Origin of the sequence: Corynebacterium stationis (assembly GCF_001941345.1) — a bacterium.
GTDB classification, from domain to species: Bacteria; Actinomycetota; Actinomycetes; order Mycobacteriales; family Mycobacteriaceae; genus Corynebacterium; species Corynebacterium stationis.
This window is the reverse complement of record NZ_CP009251.1, coordinates 49,557-68,234: the sequence shown is the minus strand read 5'-3', so window position 1 is coordinate 68,234 and position 18,678 is coordinate 49,557. Positions and strand designations below refer to the sequence as shown.

The following is an 18,678-nucleotide window of genomic DNA, read 5'->3' as shown; positions in this document are numbered from 1 at the left end:
CTACCCGCCCCGGGTATGCGGTGCAGGCAGTGAAATCCCTGGTGGCGCTTGCTGAACTGACCAGGGGAGGCGATGCCGCCGGCTCGGGGTGGGGCACGGGGGTGACGGCGGTCGAAGGGTGATGTTTGAAGATTTGATGAAGGTTTCCCCGCCGGGCGCTGAGCGAGGGTGGTATTCTCCCCTGGCCGGAGCGATACTGGGGTCTATGGCTGACCGCACACCGACCACCGCCACGCCCCCGGGGCGGGTGCTGGTCGTCGATGATGAACAACCCCTGGCTCAGATGGTGGCCTCCTACCTCATCCGGGCCGGCTTCGATACCCGCCAGGCGCACACCGGCACCCAGGCCGTGGACGAGGCCCGTCGCTTTTCCCCCGATGTTGTGGTGCTGGATCTGGGACTGCCCGAACTCGACGGCCTTGAGGTGTGCCGACGGATCCGCACCTTCTCGGACTGCTACATCCTCATGCTCACCGCGCGTGGCAGCGAGGACGACAAGATCAGCGGTTTGACCCTGGGGGCGGATGACTACATCACCAAACCTTTTAGCATCCGGGAACTGGTGACCCGGGTGCATGCGGTGCTGCGCCGCCCGCGCACCAGCACCACCCCACCGCAGGTGACCACCCCCTTGATCGTTGGTGACCTCATCCTTGACCCCGTCGCCCATCAGGTGCGGGTGGGGGAGACGACCGTGGAGCTCACCCGCACGGAGTTCGAGCTGCTGGTTGCCCTGGCCCTGCGCCCCGGCCAGGTGCTGACCCGCCACGACCTGGTCACCGAGGTCTGGGACACCACCTGGGTCGGTGATGAACGCATCGTCGATGTCCACATCGGCAACTTGCGTCGCAAGCTCGGCACCGACACCCGGGGCCGGGGGTTTATCGACACCGTGCGTGGCGTGGGCTACCGGGTGGGGCAGCCATGAATCACGGACCCGGCCTGACCTTCCGCTTCCTGGCCGCCCAGGTGTTGGTCGTGGTGATTAGCCTGCTGGTGGCCGCGGCCGTGGCCACGGTGGTGGGCCCGACCCTGTTCCATGATCATATGTTGATGACCGGCCGGGAGGACCCCTCGCTGGATCTGTTCCATGCCGAGCAGGCCTACCGGGACGCCAACCTGATCACCCTGGCCGTCGCCCTGCCCACCGCCTTGATCAGCGCCCTGCTGGCCAGCCTGTGGTTATCGCGTCGCCTGCGCACCCCCCTGCAGGATCTCACCCGCGCCGCTACCAGCCTGACGGCCGGCAACTACCGTATCCGCGTGTCCGTCGGAGAAGCAGGCCCCGAGGTCACCACCCTGGCGCATGCCTTCAACACCATGGCCGACCGGCTGGAACACACCGAACAGGTCCGCCGCCAGATGCTCTCTGATCTGGCCCACGAAATGGGCACCCCCTTATCGGTGCTCACGGTCTACCTCGATGGTCTCCAGGACGGGGTCGTGGACTGGAATAATGCCACCCACACGATCATGGCTGACCAACTCACCCGCCTGACCCGGTTGATGGAAGACATCGACGATGTCTCCCGGGCCCAGGAACACCGGATCGATTTGGACCTGGCGGAGGAAGGGCTCGGGGATCTGCTCCATATCGCCGCTGCTGCCGCGGGGGAAGCTTATGCTGACAAAGGCGTCGTTTTACAGGTCGAGACCATTACGGACACCGCCCGGGTGCTCGTGGACCGGCAACGCTTCGGCCAGGTGATGAGCAATCTCCTGTCGAACGCGCTACGGCACACCCCGGCCGGCGGGCAGGTCCGGATCAGCGTCCACCGACAGGGGGCGTCCACCGCGCTCATCCACGTCGCCGATGACGGCGAGGGCATCCCACCTGGCCAGCTCGGACACATCTTCGAACGCTTCTACCGGGGGGATGCCGCCCGCAGCCGGGACAACGGCGGGGCCGGTATCGGTCTGACCATCTCCAAGGCATTGATCGAGGCCCACGGCGGCACTCTCACCGCCACCTCTCCTGGCCCCGGTGCCGGATCGGTCTTCACCATCCGTCTTCCCCTGCACCAGGAAAACGTGTCCCTGATGCTCAGTGACCCCCACTCCCGGGGACAATAATTCTGATAACCTCGGCAGCGATCCGTATCAACCCCTGGACAATACCCCATAGGGGTATATGATGGGAGGGGAAACCCCGCCTGATCCCCCGATCCCACAGGAGAGATCCGATGACCACCCCAACTTCCCCCTTGCTGCCGCTGGCCTCCGACGGTTGTGGATGCTGCGCGCCCTCTACGCCGTCCGCGACCGTCTCCGCCCCGGCCGTGGCCGCGGCAACCGACGCAACACCTGAAGGTCCCACCACCTACCAGGTCACAGGCATGACCTGCGGACACTGCGCCGGCAATGTCACCGAGGCGGTGAGCGCTCTGCCCCAAGTCGACGACGTCCAGGTCGACCTCATCGCCGGTGGGGTCTCCATCGTCACGGTCACGGGTTCCGTGCCCGTGGAAACCGTCCACCGGGCGATTGAGGAGACCGGCTACACCGTCTTGTCCTGATCGATTCGCCCATCATCTCGACCCCGACCGGGTTGAGCGAAAGGAACCTCATGAGCACTCCCCACCACCACGGTGATCACCCCGCTCCGGAAACAGACCACACCCACCACCCGAATCATGCCGGTCACGAGCACCATGCGGATGCCGCCACCCACGACCAGGCCATGCCGCACGATCATCCGCATTCCACTGTCGATGAAGAACACCAGGTCCACGATCACGGTGAACACGCCGGCCACAGCGCCGCGATGTTCCGGGACCGCTTCTGGTGGTCGCTGATCCTGTCGGTTCCGGTGGTGTTCTTCAGCCCGATGTTCGCCGACCTGCTGGGATATAATATTCCGGAGATTCCGGGAGCCTACTGGATTCCTCCGGTCCTGGGCACGATCATCTTCCTCTACGGCGGCACCCCCTTCCTCAAGGGCGCAATGTCCGAGCTGAAATCCCGCCAACCGGCCATGATGCTCCTGATCGCCATGGCGATCACCGTGGCGTTTATCGCCTCCTGGGTCACCACCCTGGGGCTGGGCGGGTTCCACCTAGATTTCTGGTGGGAACTGGCCCTGCTGGTGACCATCATGCTGCTGGGCCACTGGCTGGAGATGCGCGCTCTTGGTGGAGCCTCCTCCGCGCTTGACGCGCTGGCAGAGCTCCTGCCCGATGAGGCCGAGAAGGTCGTCGACGGGACCACCCGCACCGTAGCGATCTCAGAGCTAGCCGTCGACGATGTCGTGCTGGTCCGAGCCGGTGCCCGCGTCCCGGCCGACGGGACCATCATCGACGGAGCGGCCGAATTCGATGAGGCCATGATCACCGGCGAATCCCGCCCCGTCTTCCGGGATACCGGTGAGACCGTGGTGGCCGGCACCGTGGCCACCGACAACACCGTCCGGGTCCGGGTGGAGGCCACCGGTGGGGACACCGCCCTGGCAGGCATCCAGCGCATGGTCGCCGATGCCCAGGCCTCCTCCTCCCGGGCCCAGGCCCTGGCCGATCGAGCCGCAGCCTTCCTGTTCTGGTTCGCCCTGATCGCGGCCCTGATCACCGCCGTGGTCTGGACCATCATCGGCAGCCCCGATGATGCCGTGGTCCGCGCGGTGACCGTGCTGATCATCGCCTGTCCGCACGCCCTGGGCCTGGCCATCCCCCTGGTCATCGCGATCTCCACCGAGCGGGCCGCGAAATCCGGGGTGCTCATCAAGGACCGGTTGGCCCTAGAGCGGATGCGCACCATCGACGTGGTCTTGTTTGATAAGACCGGCACCCTGACCGAAGGCGCACACGCCGTCACCGACATCATGGCTGCCGACGGCATTACCGAGGGCGAGCTGCTGTCCCTGGCCGCCGCCGCCGAGGCCGATAGCGAGCATCCCGTGGCCCGGGCGATCGTGGCTGCCGCGGCCGCACACCCGGAGGCCTCACGCCGCCCACTGCGCGCAACCGGTTTCACCGCCGCCTCCGGCCGCGGGATCCGGGCCACTGTCGATGGCACCCAAATCCTCGTGGGTGGGCCGAACATGTTGCGCGAATTCAGTCTGACCATCCCGGGTGAGCTCACCGACATCACCGGTTCCTGGACGCAGCGAGGCGCCGGAGTGCTCCACGTCGTCCGCGACGGTGAGATCATCGGTGCCGTGGCCGTCGAGGACAAGATCCGCCCCGAATCCCGCGCGGCGGTGCGCGCCCTGCAGGCCCGCGGGGTGAAGGTGGCGATGATCACCGGTGACGCCACCCAGGTCGCCCAGGCAGTGGGCAAGGATCTGGGGATCGATGAGGTCTTCGCCGAGGTTCTGCCGCAGGACAAGGACACCAAGGTCACCCAGCTGCAGGAGCGCGGTCTGAGCGTGGCCATGGTCGGCGACGGTGTCAATGACGCCCCGGCCCTGGCCCGGGCCGAGGTCGGTATTGCGATTGGCGCGGGTACAGATGTGGCGATGGAGTCCGCCGGGGTGGTCCTGGCCAGTGATGATCCCAGGGCCGTGCTGTCGATGATCGAGCTCTCCCATGCCAGCTACCGCAAGATGGTCCAGAACCTGGTCTGGGCCTCTGGCTACAACATCCTCGCCGTTCCCCTGGCCGCCGGAGTGCTCGCCCCGATCGGGTTCGTGCTGTCCCCGGCCGTGGGCGCGATCTTGATGTCCCTGTCCACGATCATCGTCGCCCTCAACGCCCAGCTGCTACGCCGGATCGACCTGGACCCGGCTCACCTGGCTCCGACCGACGGCTGATTCCAGCAGGAGACACCCACCGCGCCTTCTCGGAAGGCGTAGTCAGGTGCGTGAGGCTTCCGCGATAGTGCCGATTGTTTCATCCAGGACAGCGTCGAATTCGCGGTCGTCCTGGCCGACGCCGTCGCCCACATCGCCCCCGAGGCCGAGGTGGCCCTCATGGTGGGCCCGGGCGGGGACCGGCAGCGGCCGTCGGCGAGCTGCTCCCTGAGGAGCTGCTGATGGATTGGCCCGAGACCGACGATGAGGGCAACGCGCTATTTGGCCCGCGCATCTGGAATGGCCCGGAGGCCTGGTCCCGGGTCGTCGGACAAAACGATGATGGTTGACCAGGCAGCGCAGTAAAGCTGGACCGAACGAAGTTTTTGTAACGACTGTTTGACAAGGTGTGAGACAACGAGATGAGTGCCGGAATCGCCGAGCCCAAAACCCGGGGCCGCAAGACCGCTTGGCTGCTTGGCCCTGCCTTGGTGGCGGGGGTCGCTTACCTTGATCCGGGCAATGTGGCGGTCAATATGTCAGCAGGAGCGCAGTTTGGGTACTTGCTGGTGTGGGTGATTGTTGCGGCCAATATGGCGGCTTGGTTGATCCAGTACATGTCCGCGAAGTTGGGCTTGGCCACGGGGTCGAGCATGGCTGAGCTCCTGGGGAAGCGCATCAAGAGCCGACCAGGTCGGGTTCTATACGGACTGCAGGCGCAGTTCGTGGCGATCGCCACTGATATTGCCGAGGTAATCGGCGGAGCGGTAGCCCTGTGGATCCTGTTCGACATTCCACTCGTGATGGGGGCGATCATCACGGGCTTGATCTCCACTATCTTGCTTCTGGTACAGGCTAGGCGGGACGCGAAGACCTTCGAGTTCGCGATCATCGGCCTGATGATGGTCATCGTGGTCGGATTTTGTTACGGCCTGTTCCTGGCGCCGCCCGAACCCGGTGCTGTCCTTGAGGGGATGATTCCTCGGTTCGATGGTACTCAGTCGGTGCTGCTTGCAGCGAGCATCTTGGGGGCGACGGTTATGCCGCATGCGATCTACGCCCACTCTTCACTTGCCCGTGACCGCTTCGGAATCGATAAGACCTATCCGTTGCCGCGGCTGATTCGAGCCACTCGAGTCGATGTCACGATCGCGCTCACGATCGCAGGATCCGTCAACCTGGTGATGCTGCTCGTTGCTGCGACCGTTCTTCCCGGGGTATCGGGCACCGATACCCTTGAAGGTGCCCACGCCGCCATACAGAATGCGCTTGGAGTTACGGCCGGGTGGATGTTCGCGATCGCACTCCTGGCCTCCGGTCTCGCCTCGACAGCTGTCGGCGCTTATGCTGGGAGCGATATCATGGGCGGTCTCTTCCGCACCCGCCTGAAACTCCTCACCCGACGTCTGATCACCATCATCCCGTCCATCATCGTGCTCGCGATCGGTACCGACCCCACGTATGCCCTGGTGCTGAGTCAGGTGATCCTCTCCTTTGGGATCCCGTTCGCCCTCGTTCCTCTGGTGTGGCTGACCTCGCGAAAAAAGCTCATGGGATCCGCGGTAAATACTTGGTGGACAACGGCGATGGGCTGGCTCGTCACTGCCGGAATCATTGCACTCAACATCGCACTCATCGCGCTCGAAACAGGTATCGTTTGAGCCCATATCGACTGCGCTTTTCATGTCTTTGCGTCCGGCAAGCAACGAATCGGAAGCGGAAGGTTGACGGTTTCCAGTCATCATTGCGAATCCTGACCAGATGAGGGATTCAGATGGTGTGAGGTGGCCTGGGTTGGTCGGAGACTAGGTTTTACCCTAGGAGGAAGATCAGCATGGCACGACCCAGTCAGTACGACGCAGCCACGCAGGACCGCGCGGTGCGCATGTACTTCGAACGCCTGGAGGAAGGCGACATCTCCAAGGCAGGTGCTCGCCGGGAAATCGGCGAGCTTCTCGGCGTGAAGGAATCCACCTTGCGCAACTGGATCCGCAAACAGGAAAAGCAGGCCGAAGCTCCTGAGCCCAGTTCCTTGTCCTACGAGCAACTCCAGGCCGCCTACGACGAGCAGGCCAAGGAAGTGGCCAAGCTGCGACGTGCCAATGAGATTTTGAAGACGGCGTCCTTGGGTTCAATCCGTCAACGCAACATCACTTCGTACTGCTCAGCGGGGGGTACGGAACCCGAGAACCTTGCGGGGACGGTTGTTGAGCTTGTCAGCGACCTCATCAAGATCGGCCTGACTGAAGCCCTTCATCGATGACTTCTTCGGAAAGTACTGCCGCAACAACCGGTTAGTATTCTCGTTTGTTCCACGTTGCCACGGGGAATGAGGATCAGCGAAATACACCTTCATCCCCGTACCGGCAGCGACTTCTTTATGACCGGCCAATTCCATTCCCCGGTCCCACGTCAACGACCGCTTCGCCCTATCCGGCAGATGCCGCAATTCACGAACGAGTCCTGCTGTCACGGATGCCGCATGACGGGAGTGGACGTGCACAACCCGCGTCAACCGAGTCGCGCGTTCGACCACCGTAGCGATCTGCGACTGACCGGAGCCGATGACGAGATCTCCCTCCCAGTGCCCGATCTGGGCCCGGTCATCTCCCTCCGCCGGGCGCTGGGAGATCGGCACGGCGTCTTTGATCTGGGAGCGCCACTGCCCACTGGTCGTGTTGGAGCGTGCCTTCCTGATCGGCCGGCGGGAACGGAGACGTTTCTGCAGGGCTTTCGGCAACACACCCCTGGACTGGATGAACAGTGATTTGTAGATCGACTCGTGAGAGATCTGCATCCGCGAGGTGGGAGAGTAGGTGATCTTGAGTCGTCCGGCGATCTGTTCCGGTGACCAGTCTTCACGCAGGCGCGCGGCCACGTATCCGCGCAGGACCGGGTTCTTGGCGAGTGTGCAGCGTTGCGGTCGTCGGGCACGGCGCCAAGATCGATCATCGGCATCGATGGCGCGGTAAGCCTGACGGCCCTTGTTGCGGTTGATTTCGCGGCTGATGGTCGACGCCGAGCGGTTGAGCATCCGGGCAATGGCGCGGCAGGACATCCCGGCGCTTATACCGCGGGAGATCTCTTCACGCTCTGCCAGCGTAAGAGAGCCTGGGCGGTGTTTCTGCGCGGGAAGATAAATCCCTCCCCGGGGCAGGAGAATGGAAAAGATTGATCCTGGCGGGGAACCGACTTCACGTGATATTTCGCTGAGGGAAGAACCGGTCTTCCATAGATCCCAGACTTTCTGGCGTTGATCTTTGGGTAAGCCTGGCCGTCCGATTGTGGCCATCTGATTCTCCCCTTCATGAGGTGGGCGGAGATGGTGTTGCACTCACGGGTTGAGTCTAAGTCGGCTTTTTCGCTCAGGCGGAGCTCGACCGCAAACTTCGGTGATCGTGGAGTTCATCCGCACCTACCGGAAGCGCTTCGGGGTCGAGCCAATCTGCGAAACCTTGACTGCCCATGGCATCGCGATTGCCCCGAGCACCTTTTACGCCCACCAGGCCCGCGGCTTCGGCCCCTCAGAAGCTGAGCTGGATGAGGCCTACGATGCCCACCGCATCTTTCGGCTGTGGGAGGGAAACCGCAAGGTTTACGGCCGGCGCAAGCTCTGGAAGACCGCCATACGCGACGGCATGACCATCGGGCGTGACCAGGTCGAACGGCTGATGAAGATCACCGGCATCCACGGTGTCTCACGAGGGATGCACTGCAAGAAAACGACCGTGGCCCACCCTGCCCACCGTCGGCACCCGGACCTGATCAACCGGCGGTGGAGCCATCCGACGCGTCCGGATCAGTGGTGGATCGCGGACTTCACCTACGTGTGGACCAGCAAGGGATTCTGCTACGTCGCCTTCATCGTCGACGCGTACTCGCGGATGATCCTCGGCTGGGTGGTCACCCGGATGGTGCTCATGGCCCTGGAACACGCGTTGTTCAGCCGGAAACGGACGCGGATGGGCTTCACCGCCACCGGCATTGTCCATCACTCCGATGCCGGTGCGCAGGGTGGATTCAATCGGTCGTCGCAACACCTTGACAACGGAGGTGTTTGGTGGCGAGGAAAGACTGGATTGCGAAGACCGGAGATGCGCCCGAGAGGGTTCGTCGGCAGTGGCGGGCAGACCGGGCGCTGCGGCCGCCGATGCGGTCGCCTGGACGGCCTTCTCCGTCGCGGGTGGTGCAGCGGCAGTTCTGGCGGCTGATCGCGACCGGGGTGACGACGGCGGAAGCGGCGAACGCGGTGGGCGTGTCCGTCCCCGTCGGGATGCGCTGGTTCCGCCACGCTGGCGGTATGCCACCACTGAGTCTGGCCGAACCATCGGGCCGATACCTGTCGTTCGAAGAGCGTGAAGAGATCGCACTGATGCGCGCCAAAGACAAAGGCGTGCGCGAGATCGCCCGTGAACTGGGGCGTGACCCGGCAACGCTCTCCCGAGAACTGCGCCGCAACGCAGCGACTAGGGGCGGAAGGTCCGAGTATCGAGCGCTAGTGGCGCAGTGGAAGGCGCAGGAGACCGCGAAGCGCCCGAAAGCCGCGAAGTTAGCCGTAAACGACGCGCTGCGGCAGTACGTGCAGGACCGTCTCGCAGGCAAGGTGCACCGGATTGATGGCACCGTGGTCGATGGGCCAGCGGCGTTCGCCTTGGAAGGGGTTGAACAAGCCTCATCGGGCTGACCGACGGTGGTCGCTAGCGTGGAGCCCGGAACAGATTTCCCACCGATTGACGATCGATTTCCCCGATGATGAGTCCATGCGTATCAGCCCGGAGGCAATCTACCAGTCGCTCTACATCGAGGGACGCGGCGCGCTCAAACGCGAGCTGGTAACCTGCCTGCGTACCGGGCGGGCGCTGCGCCAGCCGCGGAAACGGTCACGGAACAAGCCACAGGGACACGTCACCGAGGATGTGGTGCTCTCTAAACGACCCTCTGAGGCCGATGATCGCTCGGTTGCCGGGAATTGGGAAGGCGACCTGATAATCGGCACCGGTCGCTCGGCGATCGGGACCCTCGTCGAACGCTCCAGCCGCTCCACAATCCTAGTGCATCTGCCTCGCTTAGAAGGTTGGGACGAGCAGCCCGTAGTGAAAAACGGTCCCGCGCTGGGCGGCTATGGGGCTCTCGCGATGAACGCCGCACTGGCGACGTCGCTGTCTGCTCTGCCTCTCCAGTTGCGCCAGACCCTGACCTGGGATCGCGGGAAAGAGCTCTCCGGGCACGCGCAGTTCACCCTCGATACTGGCACGAGAGTGTTCTTCGCCGACCCCCACTCGCCCTGGCAGCGCCCGACGAACGAGAACACAAACGGGTTGTTGCGGCAGTACTTCCCGAAAGGCACCGACCTGTCTCGGTGGTCGGCCGAGGAACTCGAAGCAGTTGCTCTCGCGCTCAACAACCGGCCCCGGAAAGCTCTCGGCTGGCGTACGCCCGCGGAAGTATTTGCCGAGCAGCTACGATTACTTCAACAGACCGGTGTTGCATCGACCGGTTGAACTCACCCAGTACACGTCAGCGTCGTTTAACTCATGTTGTCAGGCTCTAGGAGTGACCCAGTCCATGGGCGCGGTCGGTACCAGCGCTGATAATGCTATGGCGGAATCTTTCAATGCCACGATGAAAAGAGAGGTTATCCGCGATAGGAAAGTCTTTGCCAATCCGCTGCAATGTCGTCAAGAGGTCTTCCGCTGGTGCATCAGATACAACACCCGACGCCGGCATTCATGGTGCGGACAGATACCACCTGACGTGTTTGAGTCACGATCTACTACACTGAACAAGGCAGCATAACTGCCCCCAACTTGTCTACTTTTCGGGGGTCAGGCCCTTCAACGCCCCATCCAACCCAGGACGGTCGGTGGACGAACCGCTGACAGTATCGTCGAAGATGCGAAAGCACTTTTCTTTCTTCAACGCTGCGGTTTGCCGCTCCAGATTCTGATCTTTAGAGCTAACCCGCGCATAGCCGACCTTTTTCCCGGAAATAACCTCGGAATGTTCAGGAATGTCTAGAGGTAGTGACGGTTCTGTTCCATTATCCATAACACAACCCTAGTGAACATTAAGTTTGCGAGGGGGGTTGTAATTTAAAAACTGTTCTTTTGGGGTGTTGTCAGAGTCAAAAGTCGTTGGCGCAGATTCCGAGAGTCATCCTGTCGCAATGCGCGGTTATGTGGACTTCGAGGGGTCCTTCTGCCGCGTAGGTAATACCCCAGTTTCTTTGCGCAGCGCCCGGTAGACGGTGGTGCGGCTAACTCCCAGAACTTCACCGATCTGAGCGACAGTCATGTCTTTTTGTTCGTAGAGTTTCCGTGCGGTGCGCAACTTATCCCCGGACAAGGAGGGCGGCCTGCCGCCGGTACGGCCGCGGGCCCGGGCAGCCTCAAGCCCGGCCTTGGTCCGCTCCCGGATCAGGTCACGCTCAAACTCTGCCAGTGAGGCGAAGATGTGGAAGATAAGTCGCCCGCCGGAGAAGGAAGTGTCGATGTTTTCCTGCAGCGACCGAAACTCCACTCCCCGCTCCTGGAGGCCGGCGAGTTGATCAATCAGATGCCTAATTGACCGGCCCAATCTATCCAGGCGCCAGACCACCAACGTGTCACCGGGGCGAAGTTGATCGAGCAACTTGTCGAATTCAGGACGCGACTCCAACGATCCGGAGGCGGTGTCGGTGAAAATCCGGTAGCAGCCGGCCGCAGTGAGAGCGTCGTGTTGGAGTCGGGCGTCCTGGTCGCCGGTGGAGACCCGGGCGTAGCCGAAATCATGTCCCATACTCAAAAACGTATCAGAACCCGTGCGGAGGTCAGTGAATGGGCACATAGAATACGGCACTGTGTTGTGATACAAAAGCGTAGCGCACCCACCTTTACGTATGGGGTTATTTCGGAAACCGGGTTTTTGTGTCAGAAACGAACGATTTCGACACAGACAGTACCGAAGGGTACTGGTGTCCCACACGTCACCGTCGGGCCGACGTTCGACCCTCGTTGCGACAGTTCAGCAACAGCTGTATAGTTCAGTGCATGCTGACTATTGCTACACGCTTGGACGTGATGAATCGATTGGGCCGGGCGATGTCCGATCCCTCCCGATCCCGTATTCTCCTGGCCCTGCTGGACGGCCCGGCCTACCCGGCCGATCTCGCCCGGGAGCTGGAACTGACGCGGTCAAATGTGTCAAACCACCTCACTTGCCTACGGGACTGCGGAATTGTGGTCGCCGAACCGCAGGGGCGGAAGACCCGCTACGAGATCGTCGACGCCCATCTTGTCCAGGCGTTGAACTCACTGCTGGATACCACTCTGGCTGCCGACGAGAATGCCCCGTGTATTGACTCGGCATGTGACGTGCCCGGGTGTGCCACCGGAGAGGGGAACAGGAAGTGGTAACTGGTCTCCTAGGGGCGGTTGGTCTGTTTATCGCCACCAATATCGACGACATCATCGTGCTCTCGCTATTCTTCGCCCGTGGGGCCGGCCAAGCAGGGACCACACTTCGGATCCTGGCCGGGCAGTACCTTGGTTTCGCGGGCATCCTCGCAGCCGCGATTCTGGTCACCCTAGGGGCGGATGCTTTCCTGCCCACCGAGGCGATCCCCTACTTCGGGCTGATCCCCCTGGCCCTGGGGCTGTGGGCGGCCTGGCAAGCCTGGCGGGGAGACGATGACGACGACGATGACGCGAAAGTCAGCGGAAAGAACGTAAGCGTCTTGACCGTCGCCGGGGTGACCTTTGCCAACGGTGGCGACAATATCGGCGTCTATGTCCCGTTTTTTCTCAACGTGGATACCGCCACCGTTATCATCTACTGCGTTGTCTTTCTGATTCTGGTGGCGGGCCTGGTCCTGTTGGCGAAGTTCGTGGCCACCCGTCCGCCCATCGCGGAGATTCTCGAACGCTGGGAGCATGTGTTGTTCCCTATCGTCTTGATCGGCCTGGGTATCTTCATCCTCGTCAGCGGCGGCGCCTTCGGCCTTTAATAAACTCATCCCCCGTGCTCCTAGGGCCTCTCTAGATTTCCTTACCGGCATCAACTGAACCGCCCATGAAGTTGTGAAAAGCCGCTGCCGCAGGGACTCGACCACGTTAGCGCGACAGAAATTCTAAAACTGCCCTATTGGGGTGTACCTGTGCTGACGGTCTGCTTGGGGCCCGTATTGCCGCAGTCTTTGAAGAAGAAAAGGGATTGTATGGCGCTAAACGCGTCACTGCCTCGCTAAACGAAGACAAAGACTTTGCCAGAGTTAATCATAAAAAGGTTGCCCGGATCATGAAAAACATGAAGCTACGTGGCTTTACTAAACGCCGTCGGTGCGTGACAACCAGGCGAAACACGAAAAATCCGGTTTTCGCAGACCTGGTGAAACGCCGGTTTCATGCCAACGCAGTGAACCAGGTATATGTCGGCGATATTACATATTTGCCCTGTAAGAACGGTACAAATATGTATCTGGCTACGGTCATCGACCTGTACTCGCGCAAGCTTGCTGGCTTCGCGATTGCTGATCACATGCGCACCAGCCTCGTGATTGAAGCTTTAGAACACGCCAATACGGTACGTGGTGGGCTTGACGGTGCCATCTTTCATTCAGATCACGGCAGTGTGTATACCTCGTCGGCGTTTGGTGCATGCTGTAGCGAGTTGGGCGTGACCCAGTCCATGGGCGCGGTTGGTACCAGCGCTGATAATGCACTGGCGGAATCATTTAATTCCACGATGAAAAGAGAAGTCCTCCGCGATAACAAAGTCTTCGCCAATCCGCTGCAATGCCGTCAGGAGGTATTCCGCTGGTGTATCAGATACAACACCCGACGCCGACATTCATGGTGCGGACAGATATCACCGGATGCCTTCGAAGCACAATCCGCTACACTATCTAAGGCAGCATAACTGCCCCCAACCTGTCTACTTTTCAGGGGTCACGCCCCTTTTACTTTCCTGATGCTCGTCGGTGCCTGATGCTCGTCGGTGCCTGAACTAGAAGGTGTCGCCATGTCATCTCACCCATCACCTCGCCGCAGCGAACAGCGCCTGCTGGAACGGTTCATGCTGCTGGCGATCGTTATGGCGATTGTCACCATTGGGCTCAAGGTCGTCGCGGCCGTGCTCACCGGCTCTGTCGGTTTTCTCTCGGATGCCCTGGAATCCGGGGTGAATCTTGTGGCCGCTGTCGTGGGGCTGGTAGCCCTGCGTATCGCTGCCCGCCCTGCCGATGCTAACCATCCTTTCGGCCACGGCAAGGCGGAATACGTCTCTGCCTTGGTCGAAGGTGCGATGATCTTTGTTGCCGCCACGTTGATCATCTTCACGTCTGTGCAGCGCTTGCTGTCCCCACAACCACTCGAGCAGCTCGGCCTGGGCCTGGTGCTGACCACCCTGGCCTCTGGCCTCAACCTGATCGTCGGGCTCGTCTTGCTTCGGGCGGGCAAACGATACCGCTCGGCGACTTTATCCGCGGACGGGCATCACCTGCTCACCGACGTATGGACCTCGGCAGGTGTCTTGGTTGGTATCGCCGCCGTTGCTGTGACCGGATGGTACTGGCTCGATCCTGTGATTGCCCTGGTCGTGGGGGCCAATATTCTCTGGACCGGCTATCGTCTGCTGAAGCAGTCCCTGAGCGGCCTGCTCAGTGCCGCCCTACCCGTTGAGGAGCTGGAGACACTCACCACCGCCCTGGCCGGGTTCCGCAGGGATCACGGCGTGATCTTCGCCCCGCCCCGGACCGTGGAGTCCGGTCGCCAGCGCCACATCTACCTGGTCATGGGCGTGCCCGGTCATTGGACCGTCACCGTCGCCCATGACGTCGCTGATCAGCTAGAGGCAACCGTTGCCGGTCTGTTCCCCGGGGCCGAGACCTTCATCCACGTCGAACCAGACAGCCACGTCGACCAAGGCTGATCGCAGCGTTACTCTCCCTCATTCCTTGTTGTCGAGCGTTTACCGGGGGTGGATGGCGCACAGGTGCAGTCCGGCCCCGAGTGGGTGTATCGGACGTAAGCTCCGTTCAGTAGGTCGCGGTTAGAACCGTTCACGATGGCGGGTGGTGAACTTTCGGGAGTGGTTCGGCCGGCTGTCGCCGTATAGATCGCGCAACATGCGCTCACGGGCACTGGAGGAGGCGGAAGTAGTGGCTTCGGCATGGGCGGAGCCGTCGGTGTCGTTTTCCGGGTGTGAGATTCCCATCGTGTCGGAATCCGTATTCCCGTCCCGCAGGTACACGGTCTGCTCCATGCCCGCTGCCGTGGCCGTCGAGGCCGCTGCCCAGCAGGGCCAGTACGAGGCGATGTACCACCGGATGTATGAGACCCAGCCCGAGTGGGGCGAATCGGCCGAGGACAAAAGCGCGGTCTTCCGTGGTTTCGCCGAGGACCTGGGCCTGGACATGGCCGCCTATGACGCCGCTGTCGCCGACCCGGTCACCGAGGCCCGGGTCCGACTCGACGTGGCCGACGGCACGGCCCTGGGTGTGCGCGGTACCCCGACCTTCTTCCTCGACGGCCAGCCCCTGACCCCGGACTCCCTTGAGCAGTTCCGGGCCGCAGTCGATGCGGCCGCCGCCGACTAGCCCGAGCATATGACGCACCCAGCCACCGCTGAAGATGAAAATGAGGTCCTCATGACCGAGACGAACGACCACCCGACCCTGCCGGGTTTCACCCGCCATCGACCTTTCGCCCTCATCCTGCTGGTCACCGGGATGGTCGGCTGGGTCGCCTCAGGGATCCTGGTGCTCGAGCGCCTGGCCCTCTACGAGGACGCCGAGCACGTCACCACCTGCGACCTCAACGCCCTGGTCTCCTGTGGAAAGGTGATGGGCACCTGGCAGTCCGAGCTGTTCGGCTTCCCCAACCCGTTGATCGGGATTGTCGCCTTCGCCGTGGTCATCACCACCGCGATGGCCATGCTGTCCGGGTCCCGGCTCGGCGACTGGTACTGGGCTGGTCTGCAAGCCGGGGTGACCGTTGGCATGCTGTTGATCATCTGGCTGTGGTACCAGGCCCTGTTTGTCATCCACATCCTGTGCCTGTACTGCATGGTGGTGTGGGCGATGATGATTCCGCTGTTCATCCTGCTGACCGTGCGCAATCTCGCCCACGGGCTTTTCCCCGCCTCCCCTGCTGTGGTGCGGTTTGCCTCCCAGTGGGCCGGAACCCTGATCGCCGTGGTCTACGTCGCCGTCGCTGCCTCGGTGTTTCTCAGCTTCTACTCCGATTTCACCAGCCTCTAGCCGTGACGATCTGCCGGTTCCTTCTCAGGGTGCTGTTGCAAAGTTGGGGGAGAGCAGCGAAGACTCAGTTTCTCATTCTCTGATGGCCGCTGCGTGTGGGCGTTGTTAGGCCGTCTCGAAGACCCGGTTGACGATCACCGCGTCCGGGTTCGGTTGCCCGTGAGGTCAAACATCGTGCCTTGCCCTTTCCGCAATGAGTGCATCGCCTCCATCCCTTTCAACGTCCGATATGCAGATGTCCGGTTCTTAAACGCGCCTTTCGGCCCGAGGATCCGCTTCAGCCGACCATGGTCGCCTTCCAGGATGTTGTTGAGGTATTTCACGTGCCGGTGTTCCACTGTTGGCGGGCAGATTCCCTCCGCCTTCAACTCGGCGATTGCCCTGGCTAGAGAGGGTGCTTTATCGGTGTTGATCACTCTGGGATACCCGGCTGACGCATTGGATCTGAGGGCCTTGGCCAGGAAACGCTTCGCTGCGGCCACGTTCTGCTTCGGAGAGAGGTAAAAGTCCAGGGTCTGGCCACCGGCGGTGATCGCCAGATCAGAGGTAGCACCACCTGCCGCCGACCCGGATATAGGTCTCATCCACCCGCCAGGAACTGGCCTGCCAGTCAGGTACCTGCCGGTACCACCGTGTTTGCTTGTCCAGCTCAGGGGCGTATTTCTGGACCCAGCGGTGAGAATCGTGGTGTGATCAACCGGCACGCCCCGCTGAAGTCATCATTTCCTCCAAGTCTCGGTAGCTCACCCCGTAGCGGCAGTGACCTGCGCACTGCCCACAGAATGATGTCACGGGGAAACGACGACCGGAGAAGATACCCATGGCTGTGATTATTTCACGTCGCTTTTCCTACTGCCCCAACTTTGCAACAGCACCTCTTCATCCTCGTCAGCGGCGGCGCCTTCGGCCTTTAATAAGCTCATCCCCCGTGCTCCTAGGGCCTCTCTAGGTTTCCTCACCGGCATCAACTGAACCGCCTATGAAGTTGTGAAAGACCGCTGCCGCAGGGGGTCGACCACGCTAGGGCGACAGAAATTCTAAAACTGCCCTATTGGGGTGTACCCATGTGGCACATGACTGCCATGTAGGGATGGAAGTTGAACAGAATCATCAGCAAGGCAGTGGGAGATATGTCGGATTTCTCGGTCATTTTCCATAGTGCAGATACAGGGCCTCGCGTTTGCCGGTGGGACCAGTATCGGTAACCGCCTCTATAGGTGGGCGTATTACAGCGTCTGAGAAACGGGGTGCCTGGGCCCGCTACTCTGTAGACGCTCGCCGAAAGCGTGGCGGGGTCAGGGCCGAGCTGCCTGATTGAACACTCGGTCCCAATTCAGAACCTCAGGGAGGGAACTATACAAGGAAACTAAGATCCTCTTTCCTCTATAATCAGGTCAATGCTCGAATATGAGTGCGATCAGTGACGTGTGGAGGAAATATGGCAAAGAGGAATATCAACACAGTGCGCTCAGGAGATGGGTGGGCTAATCGCCGAGATGGCGCAGAGCGGGTCTCGAAGCGATATGACACACAGGCAGAAGCCATCGCAGACGCTCGGAGCACTGCAATGAGGGAGGGGTTGGAGCATCGAATCCAGGGACGTGACGGCAAATTCCGTGAGTCCAATTCCTATGGCAATGACCCCTCCCCCATGCCTGTGGCGATAACACCGAGCAATAAGGCCGCAATGGAGACTATGCCGTCATTGGCGCCGAGAACACCGGCACGCAGCCAGTTCAACCGGGCATGATGGCCTGTTCCATGGGGTTCGTCACGGTGTCGAATGGGAGCAGACATCCAGTAGGTTCTCTCTGCCGGTGATCATCGTCGCGGGTAGGTCCGTTCTGAGGATCATCCTAAGCCTCAACCCACCGTCTGGTATCCCGAAAACTGCTACCACCGTGGTCACTATCGGAAACCTTCTCCCCGAGGGCATCACACCTGACCACAGCTCAGAGGCAGATATTTTGTCTCCGTCTGCTGGTTACGACCCCCTTCCTCCCGGGGTGGTCGCGACAACAGCACCGGCCGATCACCAGGATCAAAGAGTGATGAAATCCGAGTAGAAACTGAAAAACACCGAGGCTGCGACGGCGACGTAGATCACGGCGATCAGGGTGCCCGCCCATTGGGAGGAAAACCGCACCACAGCAGGGGAAGCGGGGAAGAGTCCATGAGCGAGGTTGCGCACGGTAAGCAGGATGAACAGCGGAACCATCATGGCCCACACCACCATGCAGTACAGGCAGAGAATATGGATGACGAACAGGGCCTGGTACCACAACCAGACGATGAACAGCAGGCCCACGGTCACCCCTGCCTGCAGAGCCCCCCAGTACCAGTCGGCGAAGCGGGCCCCGGATAGCATGGCCATCGCCGTGGTGATGACCACGGCGAAAGCGACGATGCCGATCAGGGGGTTGGGGAAGCCGAGCAGTTCGGACTGCCAGGTGCCCATCACCTTTCCACAGGAAACCAACGCGTTGATGTCGCAGGTGGTGACATGTTCGGCGTCCTCGTAGAGGGCCAGGCGTTCGAGCACCAGGATGCCCGAGGCCACCCATCCGATCACACCGGTGATCAACAGGATGAGGGCGAAAGGACGGTTCCGGGCGACGGCCGGCAAAGAGGGGTCAGTGTTCGTCTCGGTCACGAGAACCTCAGTTTCGTCTTCGGCGGTGGGTGAGTGCGTCATGGGTTCGGGTTAGTCGGCGGCAGC

Annotated in this window: 15 protein-coding genes, 7 pseudogenes and 1 other annotated feature; of the genes and pseudogenes, 16 read left to right on the top strand and 6 right to left on the bottom strand. The window is 61.6% G+C overall.

The genetic code is table 11. From position 1 onward, the window contains the following. The first annotated feature begins 205 nt into the window (after positions 1-205). The 6 genes from CSTAT_RS00365 (at position 206) to CSTAT_RS13370 (ending at position 6,986) form a co-directional block, all read left to right on the top strand. Positions 206-928, top strand: a complete 723-nt coding sequence (locus CSTAT_RS00365; RefSeq protein ID WP_003859491.1) for a response regulator transcription factor — start codon at positions 206-208, stop codon at positions 926-928. Further along, positions 925-2,073, top strand: coding sequence for a sensor histidine kinase (locus CSTAT_RS00360; protein ID WP_075722084.1), 1,149 nt, complete (start codon positions 925-927; stop codon positions 2,071-2,073). The genes CSTAT_RS00365 and CSTAT_RS00360 overlap by 4 nt, the downstream gene beginning before the upstream one ends. A 110-nt stretch (positions 2,074-2,183) precedes the next feature. Continuing rightward, on the top strand, positions 2,184-2,516 hold the full coding sequence (locus tag CSTAT_RS00355) for a heavy-metal-associated domain-containing protein (protein ID WP_075722083.1): 333 nt from the start codon (positions 2,184-2,186) through the stop codon (positions 2,514-2,516). A 50-nt stretch (positions 2,517-2,566) separates the two neighbouring features. After that, positions 2,567-4,744 carry a copper-translocating P-type ATPase gene (locus tag CSTAT_RS00350; protein WP_075722082.1) on the top strand — a complete coding sequence of 726 codons (2,178 nt, stop codon included), beginning with the start codon at positions 2,567-2,569 and terminating at the stop codon, positions 4,742-4,744. A gap of 401 nt (positions 4,745-5,145) precedes the next feature. Next, positions 5,146-6,384, top strand: coding sequence for an Nramp family divalent metal transporter (locus tag CSTAT_RS00345; protein WP_075722081.1), 1,239 nt, complete (start codon positions 5,146-5,148; stop codon positions 6,382-6,384). 173 nt (positions 6,385-6,557) lie between these two features. After that, positions 6,558-6,986 (top strand): hypothetical protein, encoded by a 429-nt coding sequence (locus CSTAT_RS13370; RefSeq protein ID WP_156845069.1) that lies wholly within the window; start codon positions 6,558-6,560, stop codon positions 6,984-6,986. On the opposite strand, the gene CSTAT_RS00340 is transcribed toward CSTAT_RS13370, so the two are convergent. Further along, positions 6,888-8,015 carry an IS30 family transposase gene (locus CSTAT_RS00340; RefSeq protein WP_156845068.1) on the bottom strand — a complete coding sequence of 376 codons (1,128 nt, stop codon included), beginning with the start codon at positions 8,013-8,015 and terminating at the stop codon, positions 6,888-6,890. The genes CSTAT_RS13370 and CSTAT_RS00340 overlap by 99 nt on opposite strands. A 61-nt stretch (positions 8,016-8,076) precedes the next feature. Beyond that, positions 8,077-8,208: a sequence feature (AL1L pseudoknot), on the top strand. Between CSTAT_RS00340 and CSTAT_RS00335 the strand changes: the two genes are divergently transcribed. From CSTAT_RS00335 to CSTAT_RS13570, 3 genes and pseudogenes are all read left to right on the top strand, one after another. After that, a complete protein-coding gene (locus CSTAT_RS00335) occupies positions 8,122-8,934 on the top strand; it encodes a DDE-type integrase/transposase/recombinase (protein ID WP_169833247.1) in 813 nt (270 codons plus the stop codon). It overlaps the preceding feature by 87 nt. Then, positions 8,874-10,224, top strand: a pseudogene (locus CSTAT_RS00330) (IS30 family transposase). Before CSTAT_RS00335 ends, CSTAT_RS00330 begins: the two are co-directional and overlap by 61 nt. A 10-nt stretch (positions 10,225-10,234) precedes the next feature. Next, positions 10,235-10,519, top strand: a pseudogene (locus CSTAT_RS13570) (integrase core domain-containing protein); the annotation flags it as partial. Between the two features lie 15 nt (positions 10,520-10,534). Here the strand turns inward: CSTAT_RS13570 and CSTAT_RS00320 are convergent. Together CSTAT_RS00320 and CSTAT_RS00315 are read right to left on the bottom strand one after the other, a co-directional pair. Further along, on the bottom strand, positions 10,535-10,771 hold the full coding sequence (locus CSTAT_RS00320) for a recombinase family protein (RefSeq protein ID WP_075722080.1): 237 nt from the start codon (positions 10,769-10,771) through the stop codon (positions 10,535-10,537). Positions 10,772-10,897: 126 nt separating this feature from the next. Continuing rightward, positions 10,898-11,500: a recombinase family protein gene (locus CSTAT_RS00315; protein WP_075723744.1), complete on the bottom strand. Its 603-nt coding sequence runs from the start codon at positions 11,498-11,500 to the stop codon at positions 10,898-10,900. A 251-nt stretch (positions 11,501-11,751) separates the two neighbouring features. Here CSTAT_RS00315 and cmtR point away from each other — a divergent pair, with 251 nt between their 5' ends. From cmtR to CSTAT_RS00285, 6 genes and pseudogenes are all read left to right on the top strand, one after another. Next, positions 11,752-12,117: a Cd(II)/Pb(II)-sensing metalloregulatory transcriptional regulator CmtR gene (cmtR, locus tag CSTAT_RS00310; protein ID WP_035114920.1), complete on the top strand. Its 366-nt coding sequence runs from the start codon at positions 11,752-11,754 to the stop codon at positions 12,115-12,117. Next, complete coding sequence (locus CSTAT_RS00305) at positions 12,111-12,707, top strand: cadmium resistance transporter (protein ID WP_075722079.1); 597 nt, start codon at positions 12,111-12,113, stop codon at positions 12,705-12,707. Before cmtR ends, CSTAT_RS00305 begins: the two co-directional genes overlap by 7 nt. Before the next feature lie 155 nt (positions 12,708-12,862). Then, a pseudogene (locus tag CSTAT_RS00300) lies at positions 12,863-13,618 on the top strand (IS3 family transposase); the annotation flags it as partial. A gap of 102 nt (positions 13,619-13,720) precedes the next feature. Further along, the gene (locus tag CSTAT_RS00295) at positions 13,721-14,629 is read left to right on the top strand and encodes a cation diffusion facilitator family transporter (RefSeq protein WP_075722078.1); all 909 of its coding nucleotides are present in this window, start codon (positions 13,721-13,723) and stop codon (positions 14,627-14,629) included. A 328-nt stretch (positions 14,630-14,957) separates the two neighbouring features. Further along, positions 14,958-15,296 (top strand): annotated as a pseudogene (locus CSTAT_RS00290) (DsbA family protein); the annotation flags it as partial. Between the two features lie 9 nt (positions 15,297-15,305). Beyond that, positions 15,306-15,959, top strand: coding sequence for a vitamin K epoxide reductase family protein (locus CSTAT_RS00285; protein ID WP_075722077.1), 654 nt, complete (start codon positions 15,306-15,308; stop codon positions 15,957-15,959). A 105-nt stretch (positions 15,960-16,064) separates the two neighbouring features. On the opposite strand, the pseudogene CSTAT_RS00280 reads toward CSTAT_RS00285, so the two are convergent. Next, a pseudogene (locus CSTAT_RS00280) lies at positions 16,065-16,781 on the bottom strand (IS6 family transposase). Positions 16,782-17,397: 616 nt separating this feature from the next. Here CSTAT_RS00280 and CSTAT_RS13705 point away from each other — a divergent pair. After that, positions 17,398-17,532: pseudogene (locus CSTAT_RS13705) on the top strand (DUF2188 domain-containing protein); the annotation flags it as partial. A 71-nt stretch (positions 17,533-17,603) separates the two neighbouring features. Here the strand turns inward: CSTAT_RS13705 and CSTAT_RS13700 are convergent. Then, positions 17,604-17,756: pseudogene (locus CSTAT_RS13700) on the bottom strand (VIT1/CCC1 transporter family protein); the annotation flags it as partial. A gap of 244 nt (positions 17,757-18,000) precedes the next feature. After that, positions 18,001-18,654: a vitamin K epoxide reductase family protein gene (locus CSTAT_RS00270; protein ID WP_066791994.1), complete on the bottom strand. Its 654-nt coding sequence runs from the start codon at positions 18,652-18,654 to the stop codon at positions 18,001-18,003. Positions 18,655-18,678 lie beyond the last annotated feature (24 nt).